General features: G+C 65.1%; 21 protein-coding genes. 6 read left to right on the forward strand and 15 right to left on the reverse strand.

Annotated features, from left to right (window positions below; all coding sequences use genetic code 11):
- Position 1: 1 nt before the first annotated feature.
- The 11 genes from C8J39_RS04160 to C8J39_RS04210 all read right to left on the reverse strand — a co-directional run bounded on the left by C8J39_RS04160 (position 2) and on the right by C8J39_RS04210 (position 10,995).
- Positions 2–361, reverse strand: coding sequence for a DUF5615 family PIN-like protein (locus C8J39_RS04160; protein WP_120299359.1), 360 nt, complete (start codon positions 359–361; stop codon positions 2–4).
- 3 nt (positions 362–364) lie between these two features.
- Complete coding sequence (locus tag C8J39_RS04165) at positions 365–601, reverse strand: DUF433 domain-containing protein (RefSeq protein ID WP_056484551.1); 237 nt, start codon at positions 599–601, stop codon at positions 365–367.
- 7 nt (positions 602–608) lie between these two features.
- Entirely contained in the window at positions 609–1,859 is a 1,251-nt protein-coding gene (odhB, locus tag C8J39_RS04170) for a 2-oxoglutarate dehydrogenase complex dihydrolipoyllysine-residue succinyltransferase (protein ID WP_060524044.1), read from the reverse strand.
- 101 nt (positions 1,860–1,960) lie between these two features.
- Entirely contained in the window at positions 1,961–4,894 is a 2,934-nt protein-coding gene (locus C8J39_RS04175) for a 2-oxoglutarate dehydrogenase E1 component (protein WP_120299360.1), read from the reverse strand.
- Between the two features lie 160 nt (positions 4,895–5,054).
- Positions 5,055–5,939, reverse strand: a complete 885-nt coding sequence (gene sucD / locus C8J39_RS04180; RefSeq protein WP_056047458.1) for a succinate--CoA ligase subunit alpha — start codon at positions 5,937–5,939, stop codon at positions 5,055–5,057.
- 34 nt (positions 5,940–5,973) lie between these two features.
- Positions 5,974–6,264: a GIY-YIG nuclease family protein gene (locus C8J39_RS04185; protein WP_120299361.1), complete on the reverse strand. Its 291-nt coding sequence runs from the start codon at positions 6,262–6,264 to the stop codon at positions 5,974–5,976.
- Positions 6,265–6,357: 93 nt separating this feature from the next.
- Entirely contained in the window at positions 6,358–7,320 is a 963-nt protein-coding gene (gene mdh / locus C8J39_RS04190; RefSeq protein WP_056047455.1) for a malate dehydrogenase, read from the reverse strand.
- A 261-nt stretch (positions 7,321–7,581) separates the two neighbouring features.
- The gene (gene zapE / locus C8J39_RS04195) at positions 7,582–8,673 is read right to left on the reverse strand and encodes a cell division protein ZapE (RefSeq protein WP_120299362.1); all 1,092 of its coding nucleotides are present in this window, start codon (positions 8,671–8,673) and stop codon (positions 7,582–7,584) included.
- Between the two features lie 135 nt (positions 8,674–8,808).
- Positions 8,809–9,285 (reverse strand): PaaI family thioesterase, encoded by a 477-nt coding sequence (locus tag C8J39_RS04200; protein ID WP_243649716.1) that lies wholly within the window; start codon positions 9,283–9,285, stop codon positions 8,809–8,811.
- Positions 9,286–9,484: 199 nt separating this feature from the next.
- Entirely contained in the window at positions 9,485–10,279 is a 795-nt protein-coding gene (locus C8J39_RS04205) for a succinate dehydrogenase iron-sulfur subunit (protein WP_056484561.1), read from the reverse strand.
- Between the two features lie 134 nt (positions 10,280–10,413).
- The gene (locus C8J39_RS04210; protein WP_120299364.1) at positions 10,414–10,995 is read right to left on the reverse strand and encodes a ClpP family protease; all 582 of its coding nucleotides are present in this window, start codon (positions 10,993–10,995) and stop codon (positions 10,414–10,416) included.
- A 127-nt stretch (positions 10,996–11,122) separates the two neighbouring features.
- On the opposite strand from C8J39_RS04210, the gene C8J39_RS04215 reads away from it, so the two are divergent.
- Together C8J39_RS04215 and C8J39_RS04220 are read left to right on the forward strand one after the other, a co-directional pair.
- Positions 11,123–11,374, forward strand: a complete 252-nt coding sequence (locus tag C8J39_RS04215) for a hypothetical protein (RefSeq protein WP_120299365.1) — start codon at positions 11,123–11,125, stop codon at positions 11,372–11,374.
- Between the two features lie 7 nt (positions 11,375–11,381).
- Positions 11,382–11,699, forward strand: coding sequence for a type II toxin-antitoxin system PemK/MazF family toxin (locus C8J39_RS04220; RefSeq protein WP_120299366.1), 318 nt, complete (start codon positions 11,382–11,384; stop codon positions 11,697–11,699).
- A gap of 101 nt (positions 11,700–11,800) precedes the next feature.
- Here C8J39_RS04220 and C8J39_RS04225 read toward each other — a convergent pair whose 3' ends face one another.
- The 4 genes from C8J39_RS04225 to sdhC are packed head-to-tail and all read right to left on the reverse strand — an operon-like array spanning position 11,801 to position 14,668.
- Positions 11,801–12,073 (reverse strand): hypothetical protein, encoded by a 273-nt coding sequence (locus tag C8J39_RS04225; RefSeq protein ID WP_120299367.1) that lies wholly within the window; start codon positions 12,071–12,073, stop codon positions 11,801–11,803.
- Complete coding sequence (gene sdhA, locus C8J39_RS04230; RefSeq protein WP_120299368.1) at positions 12,073–13,875, reverse strand: succinate dehydrogenase flavoprotein subunit; 1,803 nt, start codon at positions 13,873–13,875, stop codon at positions 12,073–12,075. The genes C8J39_RS04225 and sdhA overlap by 1 nt, the downstream gene beginning before the upstream one ends.
- Positions 13,872–14,258, reverse strand: coding sequence for a succinate dehydrogenase, hydrophobic membrane anchor protein (gene sdhD / locus C8J39_RS04235; protein WP_120299369.1), 387 nt, complete (start codon positions 14,256–14,258; stop codon positions 13,872–13,874). Before sdhD ends, sdhA begins: the two co-directional genes overlap by 4 nt.
- Positions 14,258–14,668, reverse strand: a complete 411-nt coding sequence (gene sdhC / locus C8J39_RS04240) for a succinate dehydrogenase, cytochrome b556 subunit (protein ID WP_120299370.1) — start codon at positions 14,666–14,668, stop codon at positions 14,258–14,260. Before sdhC ends, sdhD begins: the two co-directional genes overlap by 1 nt.
- A 267-nt stretch (positions 14,669–14,935) precedes the next feature.
- On the opposite strand from sdhC, the gene C8J39_RS04245 reads away from it, so the two are divergent.
- From C8J39_RS04245 to C8J39_RS04260, 4 genes are all read left to right on the forward strand, one after another.
- Complete coding sequence (locus tag C8J39_RS04245) at positions 14,936–16,279, forward strand: methyl-accepting chemotaxis protein (RefSeq protein WP_056061736.1); 1,344 nt, start codon at positions 14,936–14,938, stop codon at positions 16,277–16,279.
- 38 nt (positions 16,280–16,317) lie between these two features.
- Complete coding sequence (locus tag C8J39_RS04250; protein ID WP_120299371.1) at positions 16,318–17,655, forward strand: methyl-accepting chemotaxis protein; 1,338 nt, start codon at positions 16,318–16,320, stop codon at positions 17,653–17,655.
- A 257-nt stretch (positions 17,656–17,912) separates the two neighbouring features.
- A complete protein-coding gene (locus C8J39_RS04255; RefSeq protein WP_120299372.1) occupies positions 17,913–18,602 on the forward strand; it encodes an SDR family NAD(P)-dependent oxidoreductase in 690 nt (229 codons plus the stop codon).
- Entirely contained in the window at positions 18,592–19,527 is a 936-nt protein-coding gene (locus C8J39_RS04260; protein WP_120299373.1) for a 50S ribosomal protein L11 methyltransferase, read from the forward strand. The genes C8J39_RS04255 and C8J39_RS04260 overlap by 11 nt, the downstream gene beginning before the upstream one ends.
- The last annotated feature ends 51 nt before the right edge of the window (positions 19,528–19,578 follow it).

Here is a 19,578-nt window from a genome sequence, read left to right on the forward strand (position 1 = left end):
GTTATGCTCCAGCGGGGAACGGCTTCCTGCGTTCGCCGTCCTTGGTTATGGTAATGATGTGGCCTTCGAAGCCACCGCGTTCAACCAACGCGAGGAGACGATCGGCGGTGAGTTCGACCAGCAGATGCGCCAGCCTGACGTAGAAAATGGCGTTCGGTGACGGCATCCCGCCATTGAAGATCAGGTCGCCAAAATCGCTGTCGCCTGTAATCAACACCTGTTGCCCGATGTCCGGCCTCAGAAGAATGTGCCGATCGCTAACTCCGGGAGTCGAGTGACTGATCCATTCTACGTCGAGACCAGCGGCCCGAAGGCGCATCACAACGCCCTTGTGCATGTTCTCGTCGGCGAGAAACCGCACCGATCAGGCTGCTTCCCGGCGAGCCGCGGACGATTCCTTGACAAGCAAGTCGTGTGTAAAGGCGACCGCGGCTCGGATATCGGCTTCCGTAATATGGTCATACGCTTCGAGTATCTGCTCGAAGGATGCCCCTTCTGCGAAATATTCGAGGATCAGCTCGACCGATATCCGCGTCCCCTTCACCACGGGCTTGCCGCCGAGGATTTCAGGATCCGAATGGATATGGTCGCGCCAGTTCATCGCTACCTCACAGGTCGATCAGGATACGGGTCGGATCCTCGATAGCATTTTTCAGCGCCACCAGGAACGTCACGGCTTCGCGGCCGTCGATCAGGCGGTGGTCGTAGCTGAGCGCCAAGTACATCATCGGGCGGATGACGATCTGGCCGTTGACGACGACCGGGCGCTCCTCGATGCGGTGGAGGCCCAGCACGGCGGACTGCGGCGGGTTGATGATCGGGGTCGACATCAGCGATCCGAACACGCCGCCGTTGGAGATCGTGAAGGTGCCGCCCTTCATCTCGTCCATCTTGAGCGCGCCTTCCTTGGCGCGCTTGCCGAAGTCGCCGATCGTCTTCTCGATCGTCGCGACCGACATCTGGTCGGCATCGCGGATCACCGGGACGACGAGGCCGCCCGGCGACGAGACCGCGACCGAGATGTCGGCATAGTCGTGATAGACGATGTCGTCGCCGTCGATCGACGCGTTGACCGACGGGATGTCGCGCAGCGCCATCGTCGCGGCCTTCACGAAGAAGCCCATGAAGCCGAGGCGGACGCCGTGCTTCTTCTCGAACAGGTCCTTGTACTTGGCGCGTGCCTCGATCACTGCGGTCATGTCGACGTCGTTGAACGTCGTCAGCATGGCCGCCGTATTCTGCGCTTCCTTGAGGCGCTTGGCGATCGTCTGGCGGAGGCGCGTCATGCGCACGCGTTCCTCACCACGACCCGAAGCAGCGGCGGGGGCTGCTGCCGGGGCGGGCGCTGCGGCGGGCGCAGGCGCTGGCTTGCTCGACGCGGCGGCGGTCACGTCTTCCTTGGTGATGCGACCGTCGCGGCCGGTACCCTTGACGGTGCCGGGGTCGACGCCGTGCTCGAGCACCGCGCGGCGGACCGACGGGGAGAGCGCGGCGGGCGAGTCGCTCGTGCCTGCGCCGGGCTGGTCGCCGTAACCTGCGCCGGACTCGTCCTTGGCGGGAGCGGCTGGCGTTGCCGTCGCGGCGGGCTCGGGAGCCTTGGCAGGAGCAGCGGCGGCGCCGTCACCCGAGTCGATCGTGGCGAGCATCGCGCCGACCTGCACGGTGTCGCCGACGGCGACGGCGTGCTGGCCCATGACGCCGGCGACCGGCGACGGGACCTCGACCGAGACCTTGTCGGTCTCGAGGCTGGCGATCGGCTCGTCGACCGCGACGGGGTCGCCGGGCTGCTTCAGCCACTCGCCGAGGGTGGCTTCGGTGATCGATTCACCCAGGACGGGGACGGTGACTTCGGTTGCCATGTTTGCTTCTACCTTTTGTGCTCCTGCGGACGCAGGGGCCTAGGGTTACTCTGCCGCACCCTGGGTTCCTGCTTTCGCAGGAACCCAGGGTGCGGGTTCAATCAGTTTGCGCGGGTGCGGCGGATTTCGTCGCGGACGGAGTGGCCGAGCGCGTCGGCGACGAGCGCGCCCTGTTCGGCCTGGTGACGCTTCATCAGGCCGGTCGCGGGCGATGCCGAGGCGTTGCGCCCGGCGTAGCGCGCGCGCTTTACGCGGGAGTCGACCGTTGCCAGCGCCTCCTCGATCAGCGGCTCGACGAAGAACCAATAGCCGTTGTTTTTCGGCTCTTCCTGCGCCCAGACGATCTCTTCCAGGTTCGGCATCCGTGCGACGCGCTCGGCGATCGGGTTGCCGGGGAAGGGATAGAGCTGTTCGACGCGGACGATCTGCGTGTCGGTGTCACCCGCCGCATCGCGTGCCTCGATCAGGTCGTACGCGACCTTGCCGGTGCACAGGACCAGACGCTTCGTATCGACGTCGGCGGCCGGATTGGTATCCGACAGCAGACGGCGGAAGTGGCTGTCGCCCTGGAAATCCTCGGCATTCGAGACCGCCAGCTTGTGACGCAGCAACGACTTCGGCGTCATCACGATCAACGGCTTGCGGAAGTTGCGATGCATCTGCCGGCGAAGCAGGTGGAAATAGTTCGCCGGGCTGGTGCAGTTCGCGACCTGGATGTTGTCGTCCGCGCAGGACTGGAGGAAGCGCTCGGGACGTGCCGAGCTATGCTCTGGCCCCTGCCCTTCGTAGCCATGCGGGAGCAGCATCACGAGGCCGTTGGCGCGGAGCCACTTCGACTCGCCGGACGTGATGAACTGATCGATCATGATCTGCGCGCCGTTGACGAAATCGCCGAACTGCGCCTCCCAGAGGACCAAGGTCTTCGGGTCGGCGAGCGCGTAGCCGTACTCGAACCCGAGCACGCCGTATTCGGACAGCGGGCTGTCGAGCACCTCGAAATTGCCGTGTTCGATCTCCTGCAACGGCACGTACTTGTGCTCGTCGGTCTGGTCGACCCACACCGCGTGGCGCTGCGAGAAGGTGCCACGGCCCGAATCCTGACCCGAAAGACGGACGCCATAGCCTTCCGAGAGCAAGCCACCGAACGCGAGCGCTTCGCCGGTCGCCCAGTCGAAGCCCTTACCCGACTTGAACATCTCGCGCTTGGCATCGATCACACGCGCCAGCGTCTTGTGGATCTTCACGCTGTCCGGGACGGTCGTGAGCGTGCGGCCGAGCGAGTCGAACAGCTTCGTGCTGAGGCCGGTCTCGACGTTGCGCCGAGCCGACGCACCGTCGGTGGGCGCACTGAGGCCTGTCCAGCGACCGCCGAACCAGTCCGCCTTGTTCGGCTTGTACGAGGACCCGGCTTCGAACTCGCCCTCGAGACGGAGCGTGAACTGCTTCACGTTCTCGTCGATCCAGGGCTGGTCGATCACGCCTTCCTTGATCAGGCGATCGCCGTACACCGACGAGACGCCGGGGTGTTTGCGGATGATGTCGTACATCAGCGGCTGCGTGAAGGACGGCTCGTCGCCTTCGTTGTGACCGAAGCGGCGATAGCACCACATGTCGATGACGATGTCGCGGTGGAACTTCTGGCGGAATTCCATCGCCATCTTGGTCGCGAAGGTGACCGCTTCGGGATCGTCGCCGTTGACGTGGAAGACCGGCGCCTGGACGCCCTTGGCGACGTCCGACGGGTAAGGCGACGAGCGCGCGAACTGCGGCGAGGTCGTGAAGCCGACCTGGTTGTTGATGATGAAGTGGACGCAGCCGCCGGTGTTGTAGCCGCGGATGCCGGAGAAGCCGAGGCACTCCCAGACGATCCCCTGCCCGGCGAACGCCGCGTCGCCGTGGATCAGCACGGGCAACGCCGCGGTGTGATCCTTGAGATCGTTGTTGAGCGTCTGGATCGCGCGCGTCTTGCCGAGCACGACCGGGTCGGCGGCTTCGAGATGCGACGGGTTGGCGACCAGGCTCATGTGAACCTTGTGGCCGTCGAACTCGCGATCGGTGCTGGTGCCGAGGTGATACTTCACGTCGCCCGAACCACCGATGTCATCGGGGTTGGCCGAACCGCCGGCGAATTCGTGGAAGATCACGCGCAACGGCTTGGCCATCACGTTGGCCAGCACGTTGAGGCGACCGCGATGCGCCATGCCAATGACGAGCTCGCGCACGCCCATCTGGCCGCCATACTTGATGACGGACTCAAGCGCGGGGATCATCGATTCGCCGCCGTCGAGCCCGAAGCGCTTCGTGCCGACATACTTCTTGCCGAGGAATTTCTCCCATTGCTCGGCCTGGATCACCTTGGTGAGGATCGCCTTCTTGCCGTCGGTGGAGAATTCGATCGCCTTGTCCTGGCCCTCCATGCGCTCCTGGAGGAAGCGGCGCTCCTCGACGTCTGAGATGTGCATGTATTCGAGGCCGACATTGCCGCAGTAATTCTTGCGCAACGTGTCGACGAGCTCGCGGATCGAGACCCATTCGAAGCCCATCGTGCCGCCGAGATAGACCTTCCGGTCGATGTCGGCGTCGGAGAAGCCGTGATATTCGGTCTTCAGGTCCTCGGGCATCTCACGCTTGGACAGGCCGAGCGGATCGAGGTTGGCGGCGAGATGGCCACGGACGCGGTAGGTGCGGACGAGCAGCTGTGCGCGGATCGCGTCGGCAGCGGCCTTGGCGATCTCTTCCTTCGAGACGGGCGCGGGGGCCGCTGCGGCGGGGGCTGGTTTCCCCTTTGCGGGCTTGGGCGCGGGCTCCATCTGGGTCGGATCGAGCGCTGCGGTCAGGTCGTCGGTGGTGGTGAGCGGCCAGCGGGCGCTCTCCCAGCTCGGGCCCTGCGCGGAGCCTTCGAGACCCTCGAAGAACGCGCGCCAACCGGATTCGACCGAGGCCGGGTCCGCGTTGAACTTGGCGTAGAGCGTCTCCACGAACGCCGGGCTGACGCCGGCTGCGATATCGCTGAAATCCTGGCCTTCGTAGCCCATCGTTCTCGTCCTCAGTGTCCTTCTCCCCGCGGGGGAGAGGGAGGGGCCCACTCGCACTTGCGGGTGGGAGGGTGAGGGCACGGGCGGTCACGTGCCCTCACCCTTCCGCTGCCAAGAGGCAGCTCCTTCCCTCTCCCCGAACGGAAGAGGGGTAGTTAAATCAGCCCTTCAACACGCTCAGCAGCGTCTCGCCGAGCAGGCTGGGGCTTTCCGAGACCTTGATCCCGGCAGCTTCCATCGCCGCGATCTTGCTCTCCGCGTCACCCTTGCCGCCCGACACGATCGCGCCGGCATGGCCCATGCGACGGCCCGGAGGCGCCGTACGACCGGCGATGAAGCCTGCCATCGGCTTCGACCGACCGCGCTTGGCTTCGTCGCGGAGGAACTGTGCCGCCTGCTCCTCGGCGTCGCCGCCGATTTCGCCGATCATGATGATCGACTGCGTCTCGTCGTCGGCGAGGAACAGCTCGAGCACGTCGATGAAGTTCGTGCCGTTGACCGGATCGCCACCGATGCCGACCGCGGTCGTCTGACCAAGGCCTGCGTTCGACGTCTGGAACACCGCCTCATAGGTGAGCGTGCCTGAACGGCTGACAACGCCGACCGAGCCCTTCTTAAAGATCGAGCCGGGCATAATGCCGATCTTGCACTCGCCGGGGGTCAGCACGCCGGGGCAGTTCGGGCCGATGAGGCGCGACTTGGAGCCCGACAGCGCGCGCTTGACCTTGACCATGTCGAGCACGGGAATGCCCTCGGTGATCGCGACGATCAGCTCGATCTCGGCGTCGATCGCCTCGAGGATCGAATCGGCGGCGAAGGGGGGCGGCACGTAGATGACCGACGCCGTTGCGCCGGTCATCGCCTTGGCTTCGGCGACGGTGTTGTAGACCGGGAGGTCGAGGTGCGTGGTGCCGCCCTTGCCGGGCGTGACGCCGCCGACCATCTGCGTGCCGTATTCCAGCGCCATCTTGGTGTGGAAGCTGCCGGTTTCGCCGGTCATACCCTGGGTGATGACCTTGGTGTTCTTGTCGACGAGGATGCTCATCTAGTGCTCCTTGTGTCCCCGTTGGGGAACAGGATTAAAACAGTGACTCGAACAGGTCGTTCCAGTCGGGGTTCATTCGTTCGATCTCGGACAGTTTCCACTGCCGGTTCCACTTCTTCATCTGAAGTTCGCGCAGGCGCGCGTTGTCCAGATCGTCATGCACTTCATACCAAACTAGAAGTTTGCAGTGGTGCGTTTTCGTGAAACCGATGATCAGGCCGTTACGATGCTGGTAGGATCGTGCGGCGAGATCGCTGGTGACACCGAGATAAATCGTTCCGTTGCGCCGGCTCGCCATTATGTAGACGTAGCCGGCTGTATTCATGCGACCCGCGAGCCTCCTTGTTCACCCGCGAAGGCGGGTGCCCAGACTGGGTCCCCGCCTTCGCGGGGAAACAAGTTAGGCTCGCGACGCATTTTAATTCAGCGAACCGTCGATACCCTTGCAGGCGACGATCAGTTCCTTCACCGCATCGACCGACACGGTGAGGTTCTGCTTCGCTTCGTCGTCCAGCTTGATCTCGACGATCTTCTCGACGCCGCCGGCACCGATCACCACCGGCACGCCGACGTACAGATCGGTAAGGCCGTACTCGCCCGAAACATACGCCGCGGCCGGAAGCACGCGCTTCTGGTCGTACAGATACGCCTCGGCCATCGCGATGCCGCTGGTCGCCGGCGCGTAGTAGGCCGAGCCCGTCTTCAGCAGTGCGACGATTTCGCCGCCGCCGCCGCGCGTGCGCTTGACGATCGCGTCGATCTTTTCCTGGCTCGACATGCCCATCGCGATGAGATCGGGCACCGGGATGCCCGACACCGTCGAGTAGCTGATGACCGGGACCATCGTGTCGCCGTGGCCGCCGAGCACGAAGCTGGTGACGTCCTTGACCGAGACCTTGAACTCGTCGGCGAGGAAATGGCTGAAGCGCGCGCTGTCGAGCACGCCGGCCATGCCGACCACCATGTGGTGCGGCAGGCCCGAGAACTCACGGAGCGCCCACACCATCGCGTCGAGCGGGTTGGTGATGCAGATCACGAACGCGTTCGGGGCGTTGGCCTTGATGCCCTCGCCGACGGCCTTCATGACCTTCAGGTTGATGCCGAGCAGGTCGTCGCGGCTCATGCCGGGCTTGCGCGCGACACCGGCGGTGACGATGATGACGTCCGCGCCGGCGATGTCGGCATAGTCGTTCGAGCCGGTGATCTGCGAGTCGAAGCCTTCGACCGGGCCGCACTGCGACAGGTCGAGCGCCTTGCCCTGGGGGATGCCCTCGGCGACGTCGAACAGGACGATATCGCCAAGGCCCTTGAGTGCTGCGAGGTGCGCGAGCGTACCGCCGATGTTACCGGCGCCGATCAGCGCGATCTTCTTGCGAGCCATTCCAATCCGTCTCCGTCTGATGTGCGGGGTGATTGGTGACGCCGGTTACGCGCATTATCCCGCTACGGCAACCGCTAAAAGGACAAAAGCAGGTTGTTATTGCGAGTGGTTCGCATGCGCAATAAGATCGACTTGCCCAAACTGGCCCGCCCCGGCGGAGGCCGGGGCCCAGTTGGGAGACGGTACTAACAGCGCGCAGTTCATCGTTACGACGACCTTTCCAACTAGGCCCCGGCCTTCGCCGGGGTGGTGTGGATCGGATTAGAGGTGGCCTTCGGCGAGATAGTCCTCGGAGCGCATCTCTTCGAGGCGGCTGATCGTGCGGTCGAACTCGAACCTGCCGTCGCCGCTTTCGTAGAGGTCGCCGGGTTGCGCATCGGCGGCGGCGAGGAGCTTGACCTTGTGCTCGTACAGCGCGTCGATCAGCGCGACGAAGCGCGCCGCCTCGTTGCGGTTCTCGGGGCCGAGCTTGGGGATGCCGACGAGGATGACCGTGTGGAACTTCCGCGCGATGGCGAGATAGTCTGCCACCCCCCTCGCCTCTCCGCACAGCTTCTTGAAGCTGAACACCGCGACGCCCTTGAGCGACTTCGGCACCCGCAGCGTGCGGCCCTGGACGATCAGGTCTTCGGCCGGGACGTGCTCGCTGTCGTCGGTCGAGAAGTCGGTGAGGCGGAAGAATGCAGCGGAAAGCTGCGCGGTCGCCTCGGGGCCGTTGGGGACGAGCCATGTGTCCTGGCTGCCGAGACGGTCGCGGCGATAGTCGACCGGGCCGTTGAGCGGGAGCACGTCGAGGCGCTGCTCGATGGTCGCGATGAAGGGCAGGAAATGCTCGCGGTTGAGGCCGTTCTTGTAGAGATCGGCGGGCGGGCGGTTCGAGGTGGTGACGATCGTCACGCCGGAATCGAGCAGCGAGGTTACCAGTCGCGAGAGGATCATCGCGTCAGGGCTGTTGGTGACCATCATCTCGTCGAACGCGAGCAACCGCGTCTCGTCGGCGATCGCGGTGGCGACGGGGACGATCGGGTCGCCGACTTCCTTGCGACGTTCGGCGGCGATGCGCGCGTGCACCTCGAGCATGAACTCGCCGAAGTGAACGCGGCGCTTCTTCTCGACGGGGGCGTTGGCGAAGAACAGGTCCATCAGCATCGACTTGCCGCGGCCGACGCCGCCCCAGAGGTAGACGCCGCGGGGGTCTGGTTTCTTGGAGAAGCGGGCGAAGAAGCCGGTCGACTTGGGGGTGGCGAGTTCGGTGGCGAGGGTGTTCAGGCGCGCGGCGGCGGCGGACTGTTCGGGGTCGGGGCGGAGTTCGCCGGATGCGACCAGCGCCTCATAGGCTTTAAGTACCGTCACTTCCCCACCTCTTTACCACCCCGGCGGAGGCCGACGCCCAATTGGAAAGGTTTCGATAACGGAGCGGGACGCTTCAACACTGATCGTTTCCCAATTGGGCCCCGGCCTTCGCCGGGGTGGTGATAGCGGCCGGGGTCAGCCCTTTGGCGGCTTAGGCGACGGCTTGCGGATCGTGGCCGAGAAGGCGGCGATCTTCGTTTCGTCGTCCCCTTGCACCACGAGGCCCCGGAGGAACAAGAGGCGGCCGGTTTCCTTGAGCGCCTCGACCTGCGCCTCGATCGGCTCGCCGACGCGGCCGCCGCCGATGAACTGGGTGTTGAGATCGAGCGTGACCGCGGTGCCGGCGGTGATCAGGCCGAAGCCTCTGGCGGCCGCGAACAGGGCTACGTCGATGAATGCGAGCAGCGCGCCACCGTGGACGTTGTTCTGGAGGTTCGAGTGGCGATGCTCGGGGGTGATGCGGACGCGGACGGTGTGGCCGTCGACGCGGTAGAGCATGGGGCCGAGCAGGGTGTTGAAGCGGGTTGGGTCGGAGAGCGACCAGCTGCGCCAGCCTGGGTTGGCTGGGTCTTCGGCTTCGACGAAATGGGGTTGGGGAGCAGCAGTGGTCACGAACCTGTCCTTCGATCCCCACACCGTTCGCCCTGAGCGAAGTCGAAGAGCATTGGGAAATTCCATCCCCCGCCCCTGGCGTGTGCTTCGACTTCGCTCAGCACGAACGGGGGGAGCGGGACGGGAGAGCTGGACCGGCGGGAAAATCGGATTGGGGCGGGGAAGAGGGAGTGAAACACGCCCCCCCTCCCCAACCGGATCAGACGATCCGTTCGGCTTCCATCTTCTTGATCTCGGCGATCGCCTTGGCCGGGTTGAGCCCCTTGGGGCAGGCGTTCGCGCAGTTCATGATGGTGTGGCAGCGGTACAGGCGGAACGGATCCTCGAGTTCGTCGAGACGCTCGCCGGTCATCTCGTCGCGGCTGTCGGCGAGCCAGCGATAGGCCTGCAATAGGATCGCCGGCCCCAAGAACTTGTCGGCGTTCCACCAGTAGCTCGGGCACGAGGTCGAGCAGCAGGCGCACAGGATGCACTCGTACAGGCCGTCGAGCTTCGAGCGGTCTTCCGGCGACTGGAGGCGCTCCTTGCCCGAGGGCGGCGGGGTAACGGTCTGCAGCCACGGCTTGATCGACGAGTACTGCGCGTAGAAGTGCGTGAAGTCGGGGACCAGGTCCTTGATCACGTCCATGTGCGGCAGCGGGGTGATCTGGACCTCGCCCTTGCAATCCTCGATCGCGGTCGTGCAGGCGAGGCCGTTCTTGCCGTTGATGTTCATCGAGCACGAGCCGCAGATGCCCTCACGGCACGACCGGCGGAAGGTGAGCGAGGAATCCTGCTCGCTCTTCATCTTGATCAGCGCGTCGAGCACCATCGGGCCGGTATCGTCGAGATCGAGCGCAAACGTATCGTAGCGCGGGTTCTCGCCGCTGTCGGGATCGTAGCGGTAGACCTTGAACGATTTCAGACGCTTGCTGTCCCCCGAACCCTGGCTGGTCGAGGCGTGCTTGACGCCCTTCTTGACGACGCTGTTTTTCGGGAGCGAGAATTCGGCCATTGCGAGCGGTCCGTCCGTGGTGTGATTATAGGGTTACGAGAGCCGATACATGACAGGGGCCCTCCCCGCAAATCCTTAGCTTCGCGGGTGCAACATGCGTCACACCCGCTGTCGCGTTAGCGGCAGGTGCCGGGTCAGATGATGTCGAGGACGAGCCCGAGGTCGCGGGCTTCCTCGGCTTCGATGTACCAGTTGGAGGGGGCCTTCTTCTTCAATTCCTCGAGCGATACCTTCGAACCCTCGACGATCGCGCGGAAGCCTTCCTCCTGGATGTTGATCGAGTCCTCGATCTCGTGGAGCTTCGCCTTGAGCGTGTAGGAGAGCGTGTTGAGCGGGCCGTTGAGTTCGATCGTGCTCTGCATCTGGCGCTCGTGGACCATGATGCGGCTGTTGCGGGTGAGGAAGCGGCTGTCGACCGGGAAGGCGGACATAAACGTCGCGCCGGCGGAATAGACCGCGACCTTGCCGAGGAAGAGCGTCTCGCGGCCGGTGTATTCGCGGAGCAGGCGGATGTTGTCGCCCATCGCGCGCGCGACTTCAGGGTCGCCGCCAAGGGTGGTGATCGAGACGACCAGCGGGCCTTCGGTGGGCGCGGCGACGAGTTGAGACTTGAACGTGTCGTACATCGCGTCGTCGACGGGGCCGTGGAGGTGGATGTGGGGGGTGGCCAGCAAGGGGTAGTTGCGGGCGTTCGAAGCGGGGGATGTATCGGTCATGCGCGGCAAACTTTTGCGGGGGGAGTGGGTTCCGAGGTGGTTACCGGATATCAGCATATTCGCGGTTTCGTGGTAACATTGTTAGTACACATCATCGGTGGTATCGGTGTGGCGAAGAGGATGTGCGATGCGGACGTCGTTACGGAAAATGGGCAATTCGACGGGGATGATCGTACCGCGGTCGATCCTGGGGGCGATCGGCGTGACCACCGGCGCGGCAATGGATCTGCGCGTAGAAGATGGGAAGCTGATCGCGACTCCAGCCGAGCGTGTCCCTCGGGGCGGTTGGGCGGAGGCTGCGGCGGGGCTTGCCATGACAGGTGAGGAACAAGAGTGGCTTGGCGCGGGCGTGGCTGATGACGCGACACTGACGTGGTGAGGGACGCATGAAGCGGGGTGAGATCTGGCTGGCGGCGCTCGATCCCACGGTGGGGAGCGAGATCCAGAAGACACGACCGTGCCTTGTCGTTTCACCGGACGAGATGAACGATCATCTGCGGACCGCGATCGTCGCGCCGTTGACGACGGGGAGCCATCCGGCGCCGTTTCGGGTCGCGGTGACGTTCAAGGGGACGAGCGGGCTGGTACTTCCGGATCAGATGCGGACGATCGATCGGGGGCGGTTGATCAAGCGGATGGGGCGGATCGATGCGCAGACTCTGCGCGCGGTGCTGGAGGTGCTTGGGGAGATGTTCGCGGTCTGAAGTGTCCACGCCCGTTCTCCTGCGAACGCAGGAGTCCAGGGTTACGGAACGCGGCATTTGTGATCCTGGACTCCTGCGTTCGCAGGAGAACGGGCGTGGGTTCAACTAGCGTTAGTCGAGCGCTTGTACTGGAGGATCCAGCCTACCAAGCCGCCCGGCACGCCGCCTACTAGCGAGAAGAGCGCGTAGAAGGTGATCGCTATCTTCTGGGGTTCTTCGCCCACGCCGCGGGGTTCGATGCCGAAGACGTAGATCGCGGTCAGTAGTGCGACGACCACCGGCCATAGGAAGCCGGCGATCATCGGTTGGAAGCGCGTCAGCAGCCCCACCGCGACGGGCACGAGGAACCCGATCGCGATGATGGCCCAGGTCATTAATATACCCGCTTCTTGGGCTTGATGTAGTCGATGTCGTCGGTGAGCGTGTAGTCGTGGACCGGGCGGAAATCGATCTTGGTCTCGCCGCCCTTACCGCCCCAGCCGTTGAAGGTCGTGATGGTGTGCTTCATCCAGTTCGCGTCGTCGCGCTCGGGGAAATCCTCGTGCATGTGCGCGCCGCGCGACTCGGTGCGGTTGGCCGCCGAGTTCATCGTCACGACCGCCTGGCCGATCAGATTGTCGAGCTCCATCGTCTCGACCAGATCGGTGTTCCAGATCATGCTGCGATCCTTCACCGCGACGTCGGTCATCCGGCTGTAGATCCCGGCCATCTTCTCGACGCCCTGGTTGAGCAGCTCGGTGTCGCGGAACACCGCGCAATGCTTCTGCATGGTCTGCTGCATGTCGAGACGGATCTGCGCGGTCGGCGAACCGCCGCTCGCGTTGCGGAAATGGTCGAGACGCGTCAGCGCGAGATCTTCCGACCCCTTGGGCAGCGGCGCGTGCGCCGTACCGGGCTTCAGCGTGTCCTTGATCCGCAGGCCGGTCGCGCGGCCGAACACCACGAGATCGATCAGGCTGTTCGAACCAAGGCGGTTGGCGCCGTGGACCGAGACGCACGCGGCCTCGCCAACCGCGAACAGGCCGGGGACGACTGCGTCGGGGTTGCCGTCGACGAGGTTGACGACCTCACCGTGGAAGTTGGTCGGGATGCCGCCCATGTTGTAGTGCACGGTCGGCGTGACCGGCAGCGGCTGACGCGTGAGATCGACGCCGGCGAAGACTTTCCCAGTCTCGGTGATGCCCGGCAGGCGCTCGGCGAGCACCTTGGGATCGATGTGATCGAGGTGCAGGAAGATGTGGTCGCCGTTCTTGCCGACGCCGCGGCCTTCGCGCATTTCGAGCGCCATCGAGCGGCTGACGACGTCGCGCGAGGCGAGGTCCTTCGCCGACGGGGCATAGCGCTCCATGAAGCGCTCGCCCTCGGAGTTGGTCAGGTAACCGCCCTCACCGCGTGCGCCCTCGGTGATGAGAACGCCTGCGCCGTAGATGCCGGTCGGGTGGAACTGGACGAACTCCATGTCCTGCAACGGAAGCCCGGCACGAAGCACCATCGCGTTGCCGTCGCCGGTGCAGGTGTGCGCCGAGGTCGCCGAAAAATAGACGCGGCCGTAACCGCCGGTGGCGAGCACGGTCTGGTGGCTGCGGAAGCGGTGGATCGAGCCGTCTTCCATGCACAGCGCGATGACGCCGCGGCAGACGCCGTTTTCCATGATCAGGTCGAGCGCGAAATACTCGACGAAGAAGTCCGTGTTGTACTTCAGGCTCTGCTGATACAGCGCGTGGAGCATCGCGTGGCCGGTGCGATCGGCGGCGGCAGCGGTGCGCTGGACCGGAGGACCCTCGCCCATGTTCTGCATGTGACCGCCGAACGGACGCTGATAGATCGTGCCGTTCTCGTTACGGCTGAACGGCATGCCGGCGTGTTCGAGCTCGTAGACCGCCTGCGGGGCTTCGCGGCACAGATACTCGATCGCGTCCTGGTCGCCGAGCCAGTCGGAACCCTTGACGGTGTCGAACATGTGCCAGGTCCAGTGATCCGGCGAGTTGTTGCCGAGCGAGGCGGCGATGCCGCCCTGTGCGGCGACGGTGTGCGAACGGGTCGGGAAGACCTTGGTGATGCACGCGGTCTTCAGGCCGCTCTCGGCGATGCCCATCGTCGCGCGCAGGCCGGAGCCGCCGGCACCGACGACGACCGCATCATAGGTATGATCGATGATCTTGTAGGCAGACATCAGGCGGGGGCTCCGGAGAAGGCGACCTTCAGGATCGCGAACAGGGCGATGCCGCCCAGCGTGAAGGTGAACAGGTTGAGGAGGATCATCGTCACGACACGGCTCTCGCCATGCTGGTAATCCTCGATCACGACCTGCAGACCGAGACGGAAGTGATAGAACACCGACAGGATCAGCAGCGCCATCGGCACCGCGACCCAGGCCGACTGCAGCCAGAGGTGGACGGCGGCGTAATCATAGCCGGGCATCCGCGCGACCGAGATCATCAGCCAGAGCATGAGGAACAGGTTCGAGCCCGCCGTCAGGCGCTGCTGCCACCAGTGATGCGCGCCGTGCTTGGCGCTGCCCAGGCCGCGGACGCGACCGATTGCCGTACCCGAACCCATTACTTGATCCCCATGTAGAGCCAGAACACGACCGTCAGCGCGACCGAAGCGATCATCGTCGCGATCGCGCCCATCTTGTTGCGCTTCAGTTCGTAGCCGGCGCCGATATCGAGCACCATGTGCCGGATGCCGGTCATCATGTGCTGGAACAGCGACAGCGTCAGCCCGACCGCGACGACATAGCCGAGGATGTTGAGCCGGCCGGTGTCGGTGGTGAACACGTCGACAAAGGTCGCATAGGCCTGATCGCCCGCGGCGATCGCGGCGAGCCACCAGACGAGCAGGATGCTGCCGACGGTCGCCATCCCGCTGCCGGTCACGCGGTGCAGGATCGAGACCAGCATGTGCGGGCCCCATTTATAGACCTGCAGATGGGGAGAAAGCGGGCGTGCCGGGTTGCGCGATGCCAAGGGCGGAGTCCTCGAACCAGAAGATGACGAACCAAGAACAGCTTGGTCCAGAATATATAGATTGGGCGACCTATTAGCCACCGCGTGCTGCGATGCAACCCATTGGGGCCGGCCCGATAACCCATGACACCACGCGCGTGATGCCGTGCGGGACACGATGGCCATGCACGTGACGTGACGTCGATCCCTAACCAGCCCTTAAGACATGGCGTGTAGCGATGGCGTCGTACATTCGATCCGGAGTTCACCGTCTTGACCACCAACGACCTGCCGGCCCCCGGCTCGATCGCGGCTTCCGTCGACCTGATGGCGCGGCTGCGGGTGTTCGATTTCGACGGATCGCTGACCGGCGCGAGCCGCGAAGTCTGGGCCGCGCTGGCGCCCGAGATCACGCATGTGTCCAGGGCGTTCTGGGAACAGTGGCTGCAGTGTTTTTCCGACGAACGGATCTGGGCGCCGCACGAAACCGACCAGATGATCGAGATCGGTTGCACGTTCCTGCGCAATCGCTTCCTGGACACGAGTGGACGCGCCTGGATCGAATCGATCGAGCGGTCGGTCGCGACGGCGTATGTCGCCGACGTATCGCCGATGGCGCTGCTGTCGATGATCAGCGCGAGCGACCGCGCCGCGCTCGACGTGTTGATGCGGCGGGTCGATCGGTCGGATCCGAAGCTGCCGGTATTCATCGACACGCTGATGCGGCTGTCGGCGCTGGAGGGCGAGATCACCGTCGCGATCTATAACCGGTACCAGATGCATACCGCGCAGGTCGCGCGCGATACGCTGGCGGCGGAATTCCGCGACGGCATCGCGGCAATGGTCGAGACCGCGACCGACGAGGGGCATATGCTGCGCGAACAGGCGCTGCGCAGCTCGGCGTCGACCCGCGCGGTGCTTGGCAAGGCAAGCGAAGTCGCGGCCGCCGCAGAGCAATCCGCGGTGGCGATGCGCGAAGCGGCGCAGACCGCCGCCGGCCTGATCCGCGCGATCGAGGATGCGCGGACCGAAGTAGAGGCCGCGGCCGAGATCGCCAATCGGGCATCGGCACAGGCTGGCCAGGCGGTCGGCATGTCGGAAACGCTGAGCGATCATGCGAAGTCGATCGAGTCGATCCTGGGGCTGATCCGCGACATTGCCGGGCAGACCAACCTGCTCGCGCTGAACGCGACGATCGAGGCGGCGCGCGCGGGCGATGCCGGGCGCGGGTTCGCGGTGGTGGCGCAGGAGGTGAAGAGCCTCGCCAACCAGACCGCGCGGGCGACCGACGACATCGCCGCGAAAATCGCCGCGATTCAGTCGGCGACGCGCTCGACCGTGGAGACGAATGCGTCGATCAAGTCGACGGTGGCCGAGGTTCAGGAAAGCGCCGACCGCATTCGTTACGCGATGGAGGCGCAGGCGCAGACGGTGACCGCGATCACCGCGGCGGTAGACGAGACCGCGCTGGCGGCGGATTCGATGTCCAACACGATCGCCGCGATCCGCGAGGATACCGAGACGGTCGCGACCGAGATCGACGGGGTGGGTCGCGGGTTCGACGTGCTCGACGGGCGGCTCAGCAACCTGAAGAACAGCGCGGGCGATTTCGTCGCCAAAGTCGCCGCATAGGCGATCGAGCGATGACGAGTGTGACTAACGTTGTGGCCATGCCTGCGCGGGGCCGAACGCTGCGCGACCGGGTTCGCGATTACGACTGGGATGGGTTGATCGAGCCGGCGTGCGCGACGCTGAGCGCGCTGTTGGACGAGGACGATCACCGGCGGATCGGCGAGATGTTCTGGCGACACTATCTGTCTCTGGACGCGGTCCGCCACATCGCATCGCAGATCACGCCGGAGCGGCTCGAACGCCGGATCGCCCAGAGCGCGACCTATGCGCGGATGCGGTACCTGTCGCCCTACGACCAGACGTGGGAAGCGATGGCGATCGCCTATGCCGATGAATCGCGACGGTCGGGAATACCGTTGCCCGCTTTGCTGTCGGCGGCGGCGTTCGCGCACAGCGCGACGCTCCACCTGATCGTCGATCGCGCCGGCACCGATGCCGCGACGATGCGGATTGTCGCCGACGTGGTGCAGCGGATCGCGCTGATCGAGGCGGACATCATGGTCTCGCACCTGAGCGCGACCGATGCGGCGGCGGCGCAGGCGGAGCGCCGAACGCGCGCATCGGACTTTCGCGGCAGTATTGCCGAGTCGATCGAGCATACCGCGCTCTTGGGTACGCGCATCCACGTGCAGGCGGCGAGTGCAGCGGCCTCGACCCGCGGTATCCTCGGCAAGGCGAGCGAGGTCGCGGCGGCGGCGGAACAGTCCGCACTGGCGATGCGCGAGGCGGCACAGACCTCCGCGGGATTGATCCGAGCGATTGAGACCGCGCGCAACGAAGTCGAGGTGGCGGCCGGGATCGCCGATCGCGCCTGTGCACAGACCGGTGAGGCGGTCGGCATGTCGGCGGCGCTCAGCGAGCATGCGAAGTCGATCGAATCGATCCTCGGGCTGATCCGCAGCATCGCGGGACAGACCAACCTGCTTGCGCTGAACGCGACGATCGAAGCGGCGCGGGCCGGCCATGCCGGGCGCGGGTTCGCAGTGGTGGCGCAGGAAGTGAAGTCGCTCGCCAGCCAGACCGCGCGGGCGACCGACGACATCGCCGCGAAGATCGCCGCGATCCAGGCGGCGACGGCGGCGACGGTCGCGACCAACGCCGGGATCAAGGCGACCGTCGGCGAGGTAAGGGACAGCGCAGACCGCATACGGCATGCGATGGAGGTACAGGCGCACACCGTGACTGCGATCACCGCGGCCGTCGACGAGACCGCGCTGGCAGCGGACACGATGTCGTCCACGATCGCGACGATCCGCGCGGATACGGAGGCGGTGGCAATCGAGATCGACCGGCTGGGTTACGCGTTCGGCGAGGTGGACGACCAGCTGGGCGTGCTGCGCGGTGCCGCGGACGGGTTTTCGGCTAGCGTGGCGTGAGGGCGGTCTAAGGGAGAAAGCGTAGGGTGGTTCACGCGGAGGCGCGGAGACGCGGAGATGCGGAGATGCGGAGATGCGGAGATGCGGAGATGCGGAGATGCGGAGGGTCTGGCGGAACCGGAGGTTCTTCAAAACTCTCGTTGGGGGGGGCAGTTCGCCTGATCGACACGCACCCTCTCCGCGTCTCCGCGTCTCCGCGTGAACCATTCCTTCTCCGGCTTGGTGACGGATACGGCCTGCGGCGCTAGAGCACTGACATGACTATTCTTCTAACCGGCTCCAGTCGCGGTATCGGCGCGGCTATTCATGCGGCGCTGATCGACGTGGGCGCCTCCGTCATTGGGCATGGGACCGCCAGCGGTATCCCGGCCGACTTTAGCGATCCTGCGGGGCCGACTGCGTTGTGGAACGCGGCGCTGGAACAGGCTGGCGGTACGATCGATGTGTTGATCAACAATGCTGGCGTGTTCGAGGCGGCACCGCTCGCCGACGACGACTGGACCGCGCAGTGGGAGCGGACGATGCGGATCAACCTGACCGCGTCGGCCGAGCTTTGTCGGTTGGCGGTGCTGCACTGGCAGGCTCGGGGTGTCGGCGGGAGGATCGTCAATATCGCTAGCCGGGCGGCGTATCGCGGGGATTCGCCTGCGCATTGGCATTATGCCGCGTCGAAGGCGGGAATGGTGGCGATGACCAAGACGATCGCCCGGGGATATGCTCGGGAGGGCATCCTCGCGTTTGCCGTGTGTCCGGGGTTCACGATGACCGGGATGGCGGAGGACTATCTGTCGAGCCGGGGCGGAGATGCGTTGCTGGCGGACATTCCGCTCGGGCGGGTTGCGGCGCCTGACGAGATCGCGGCGGCGGCGAAGTTTTTGGCGCTGGAGGCGCCGGCTTCGATGACGGGGTCGGTGATCGACGTGAATGGGGCGAGCTATGTCCGATAGTTGGAAACTCACCCTGCCCTGCACGCGCGCGGAGGCGGAGGCGATCGATGCTGCCGACGACCTGACGATCGATGGCGTGTTGATGACCACCGAGGAGATCGAGGATGACGTCGAGTCGTGGCGGCTCGATGCGTATTTCGAGCATGAGCCGGCGGCCGACACGGTCGCGGCGGTGCGCGCGCTGGTGCCTAGTGCGGCCGGGGCCGAAATCGCGGTTGAGCGGTTGGGCGATGCGGACTGGGTGACGATGAGCCAGGCTGGGCTCGAGCCTTTGTTGGTCGGGCGGTTCTTTGTGCATACCGGCGCGCATGCGGGCGCGGTGCCGGCAGACAAGCAGGCGTTCCTGATCGAGGCAAGCCGGGCGTTCGGGACGGGGCATCATGAGACGACCAGCGGGTGTCTGGCGATGCTCGACGGGTTGGCGGATGCGTCGTTTGCCAACGTGATCGATATCGGGACGGGGACGGGGTTGCTGGCGTTTGCGGCGGCGCATCTCTGGCCTGGGGCCAAGGTGATGGGGACGGATATCGATCCGGTCTCGATCGACGTGACGGCGGAGAATGCGGCGCTCAACGGGGTCGAGGGGATCGATCTGGTCGTGGCGGACGGTACGCTGGACGATGCGATCGTGGTTCGGGCGCCGTATGATCTGGTGATCGCGAATATTCTTGCCGGGCCGCTGGTGTCTATGGCGCCGGAGATCGCGTCTATTTCCGATGTGGGGGCGACGATTGTTCTTGCCGGGTTGCTGGAGACTCAGCGGGCTGGGGTTGTCGCGGCGTATGAGGCTTGTGGGTGTTCGCTCGAGGCGGTCGACCGGCGGGGGGATTGGAGTGTGCTTCGGTTGCGCGCTGGGGCGGTGAGGTTCGTGGCGGAGGGGCCGTTCGACCCGAAGGGGCGCGATGGGTGGGCGTTGGATATTTGAGGTAGCGTTGCCCTCTTCCAGAAGGATGTTCCCCCGCGAAGGCGGGGGTCC

Origin of the sequence: Sphingomonas sp. PP-CC-1A-547, from assembly GCF_003610375.1 — a bacterium.
Taxonomy (GTDB): domain Bacteria; phylum Pseudomonadota; class Alphaproteobacteria; order Sphingomonadales; family Sphingomonadaceae; genus Sphingomonas.

Excerpts from the sequence above, each read along its gene's own strand:
- C8J39_RS04260 (WP_120299373.1), top strand. The coding sequence starts at position 18,592 with ATGTCCGATAGTTGGAAACTCACCCTGCCCTGCACGCGCGCGGAGGCG.
- C8J39_RS04210 (WP_120299364.1), bottom strand. The coding sequence starts at position 10,995 with ATGACCGATACATCCCCCGCTTCGAACGCCCGCAACTACCCCTTGCTG.
- C8J39_RS04175 (WP_120299360.1), bottom strand. The coding sequence starts at position 4,894 with ATGGGCTACGAAGGCCAGGATTTCAGCGATATCGCAGCCGGCGTCAGC.
- C8J39_RS04165 (WP_056484551.1), bottom strand. The coding sequence starts at position 601 with ATGAACTGGCGCGACCATATCCATTCGGATCCTGAAATCCTCGGCGGC.
- C8J39_RS04205 (WP_056484561.1), bottom strand. The coding sequence starts at position 10,279 with ATGGCCGAATTCTCGCTCCCGAAAAACAGCGTCGTCAAGAAGGGCGTC.
- C8J39_RS04185 (WP_120299361.1), bottom strand. The coding sequence starts at position 6,264 with ATGAATACAGCCGGCTACGTCTACATAATGGCGAGCCGGCGCAACGGA.
- C8J39_RS04225 (WP_120299367.1), bottom strand. The coding sequence starts at position 12,073 with ATGACCTGGGCCATCATCGCGATCGGGTTCCTCGTGCCCGTCGCGGTG.
- C8J39_RS04255 (WP_120299372.1), top strand. The coding sequence starts at position 17,913 with ATGACTATTCTTCTAACCGGCTCCAGTCGCGGTATCGGCGCGGCTATT.
- sdhD (WP_120299369.1), bottom strand. The coding sequence starts at position 14,258 with ATGGGTTCGGGTACGGCAATCGGTCGCGTCCGCGGCCTGGGCAGCGCC.
- sucD (WP_056047458.1), bottom strand. The coding sequence starts at position 5,939 with ATGAGCATCCTCGTCGACAAGAACACCAAGGTCATCACCCAGGGTATG.
- C8J39_RS04250 (WP_120299371.1), top strand. The coding sequence starts at position 16,318 with ATGCCTGCGCGGGGCCGAACGCTGCGCGACCGGGTTCGCGATTACGAC.
- C8J39_RS04220 (WP_120299366.1), top strand. The coding sequence starts at position 11,382 with ATGAAGCGGGGTGAGATCTGGCTGGCGGCGCTCGATCCCACGGTGGGG.
- mdh (WP_056047455.1), bottom strand. The coding sequence starts at position 7,320 with ATGGCTCGCAAGAAGATCGCGCTGATCGGCGCCGGTAACATCGGCGGT.
- odhB (WP_060524044.1), bottom strand. The coding sequence starts at position 1,859 with ATGGCAACCGAAGTCACCGTCCCCGTCCTGGGTGAATCGATCACCGAA.
- C8J39_RS04215 (WP_120299365.1), top strand. The coding sequence starts at position 11,123 with ATGCGGACGTCGTTACGGAAAATGGGCAATTCGACGGGGATGATCGTA.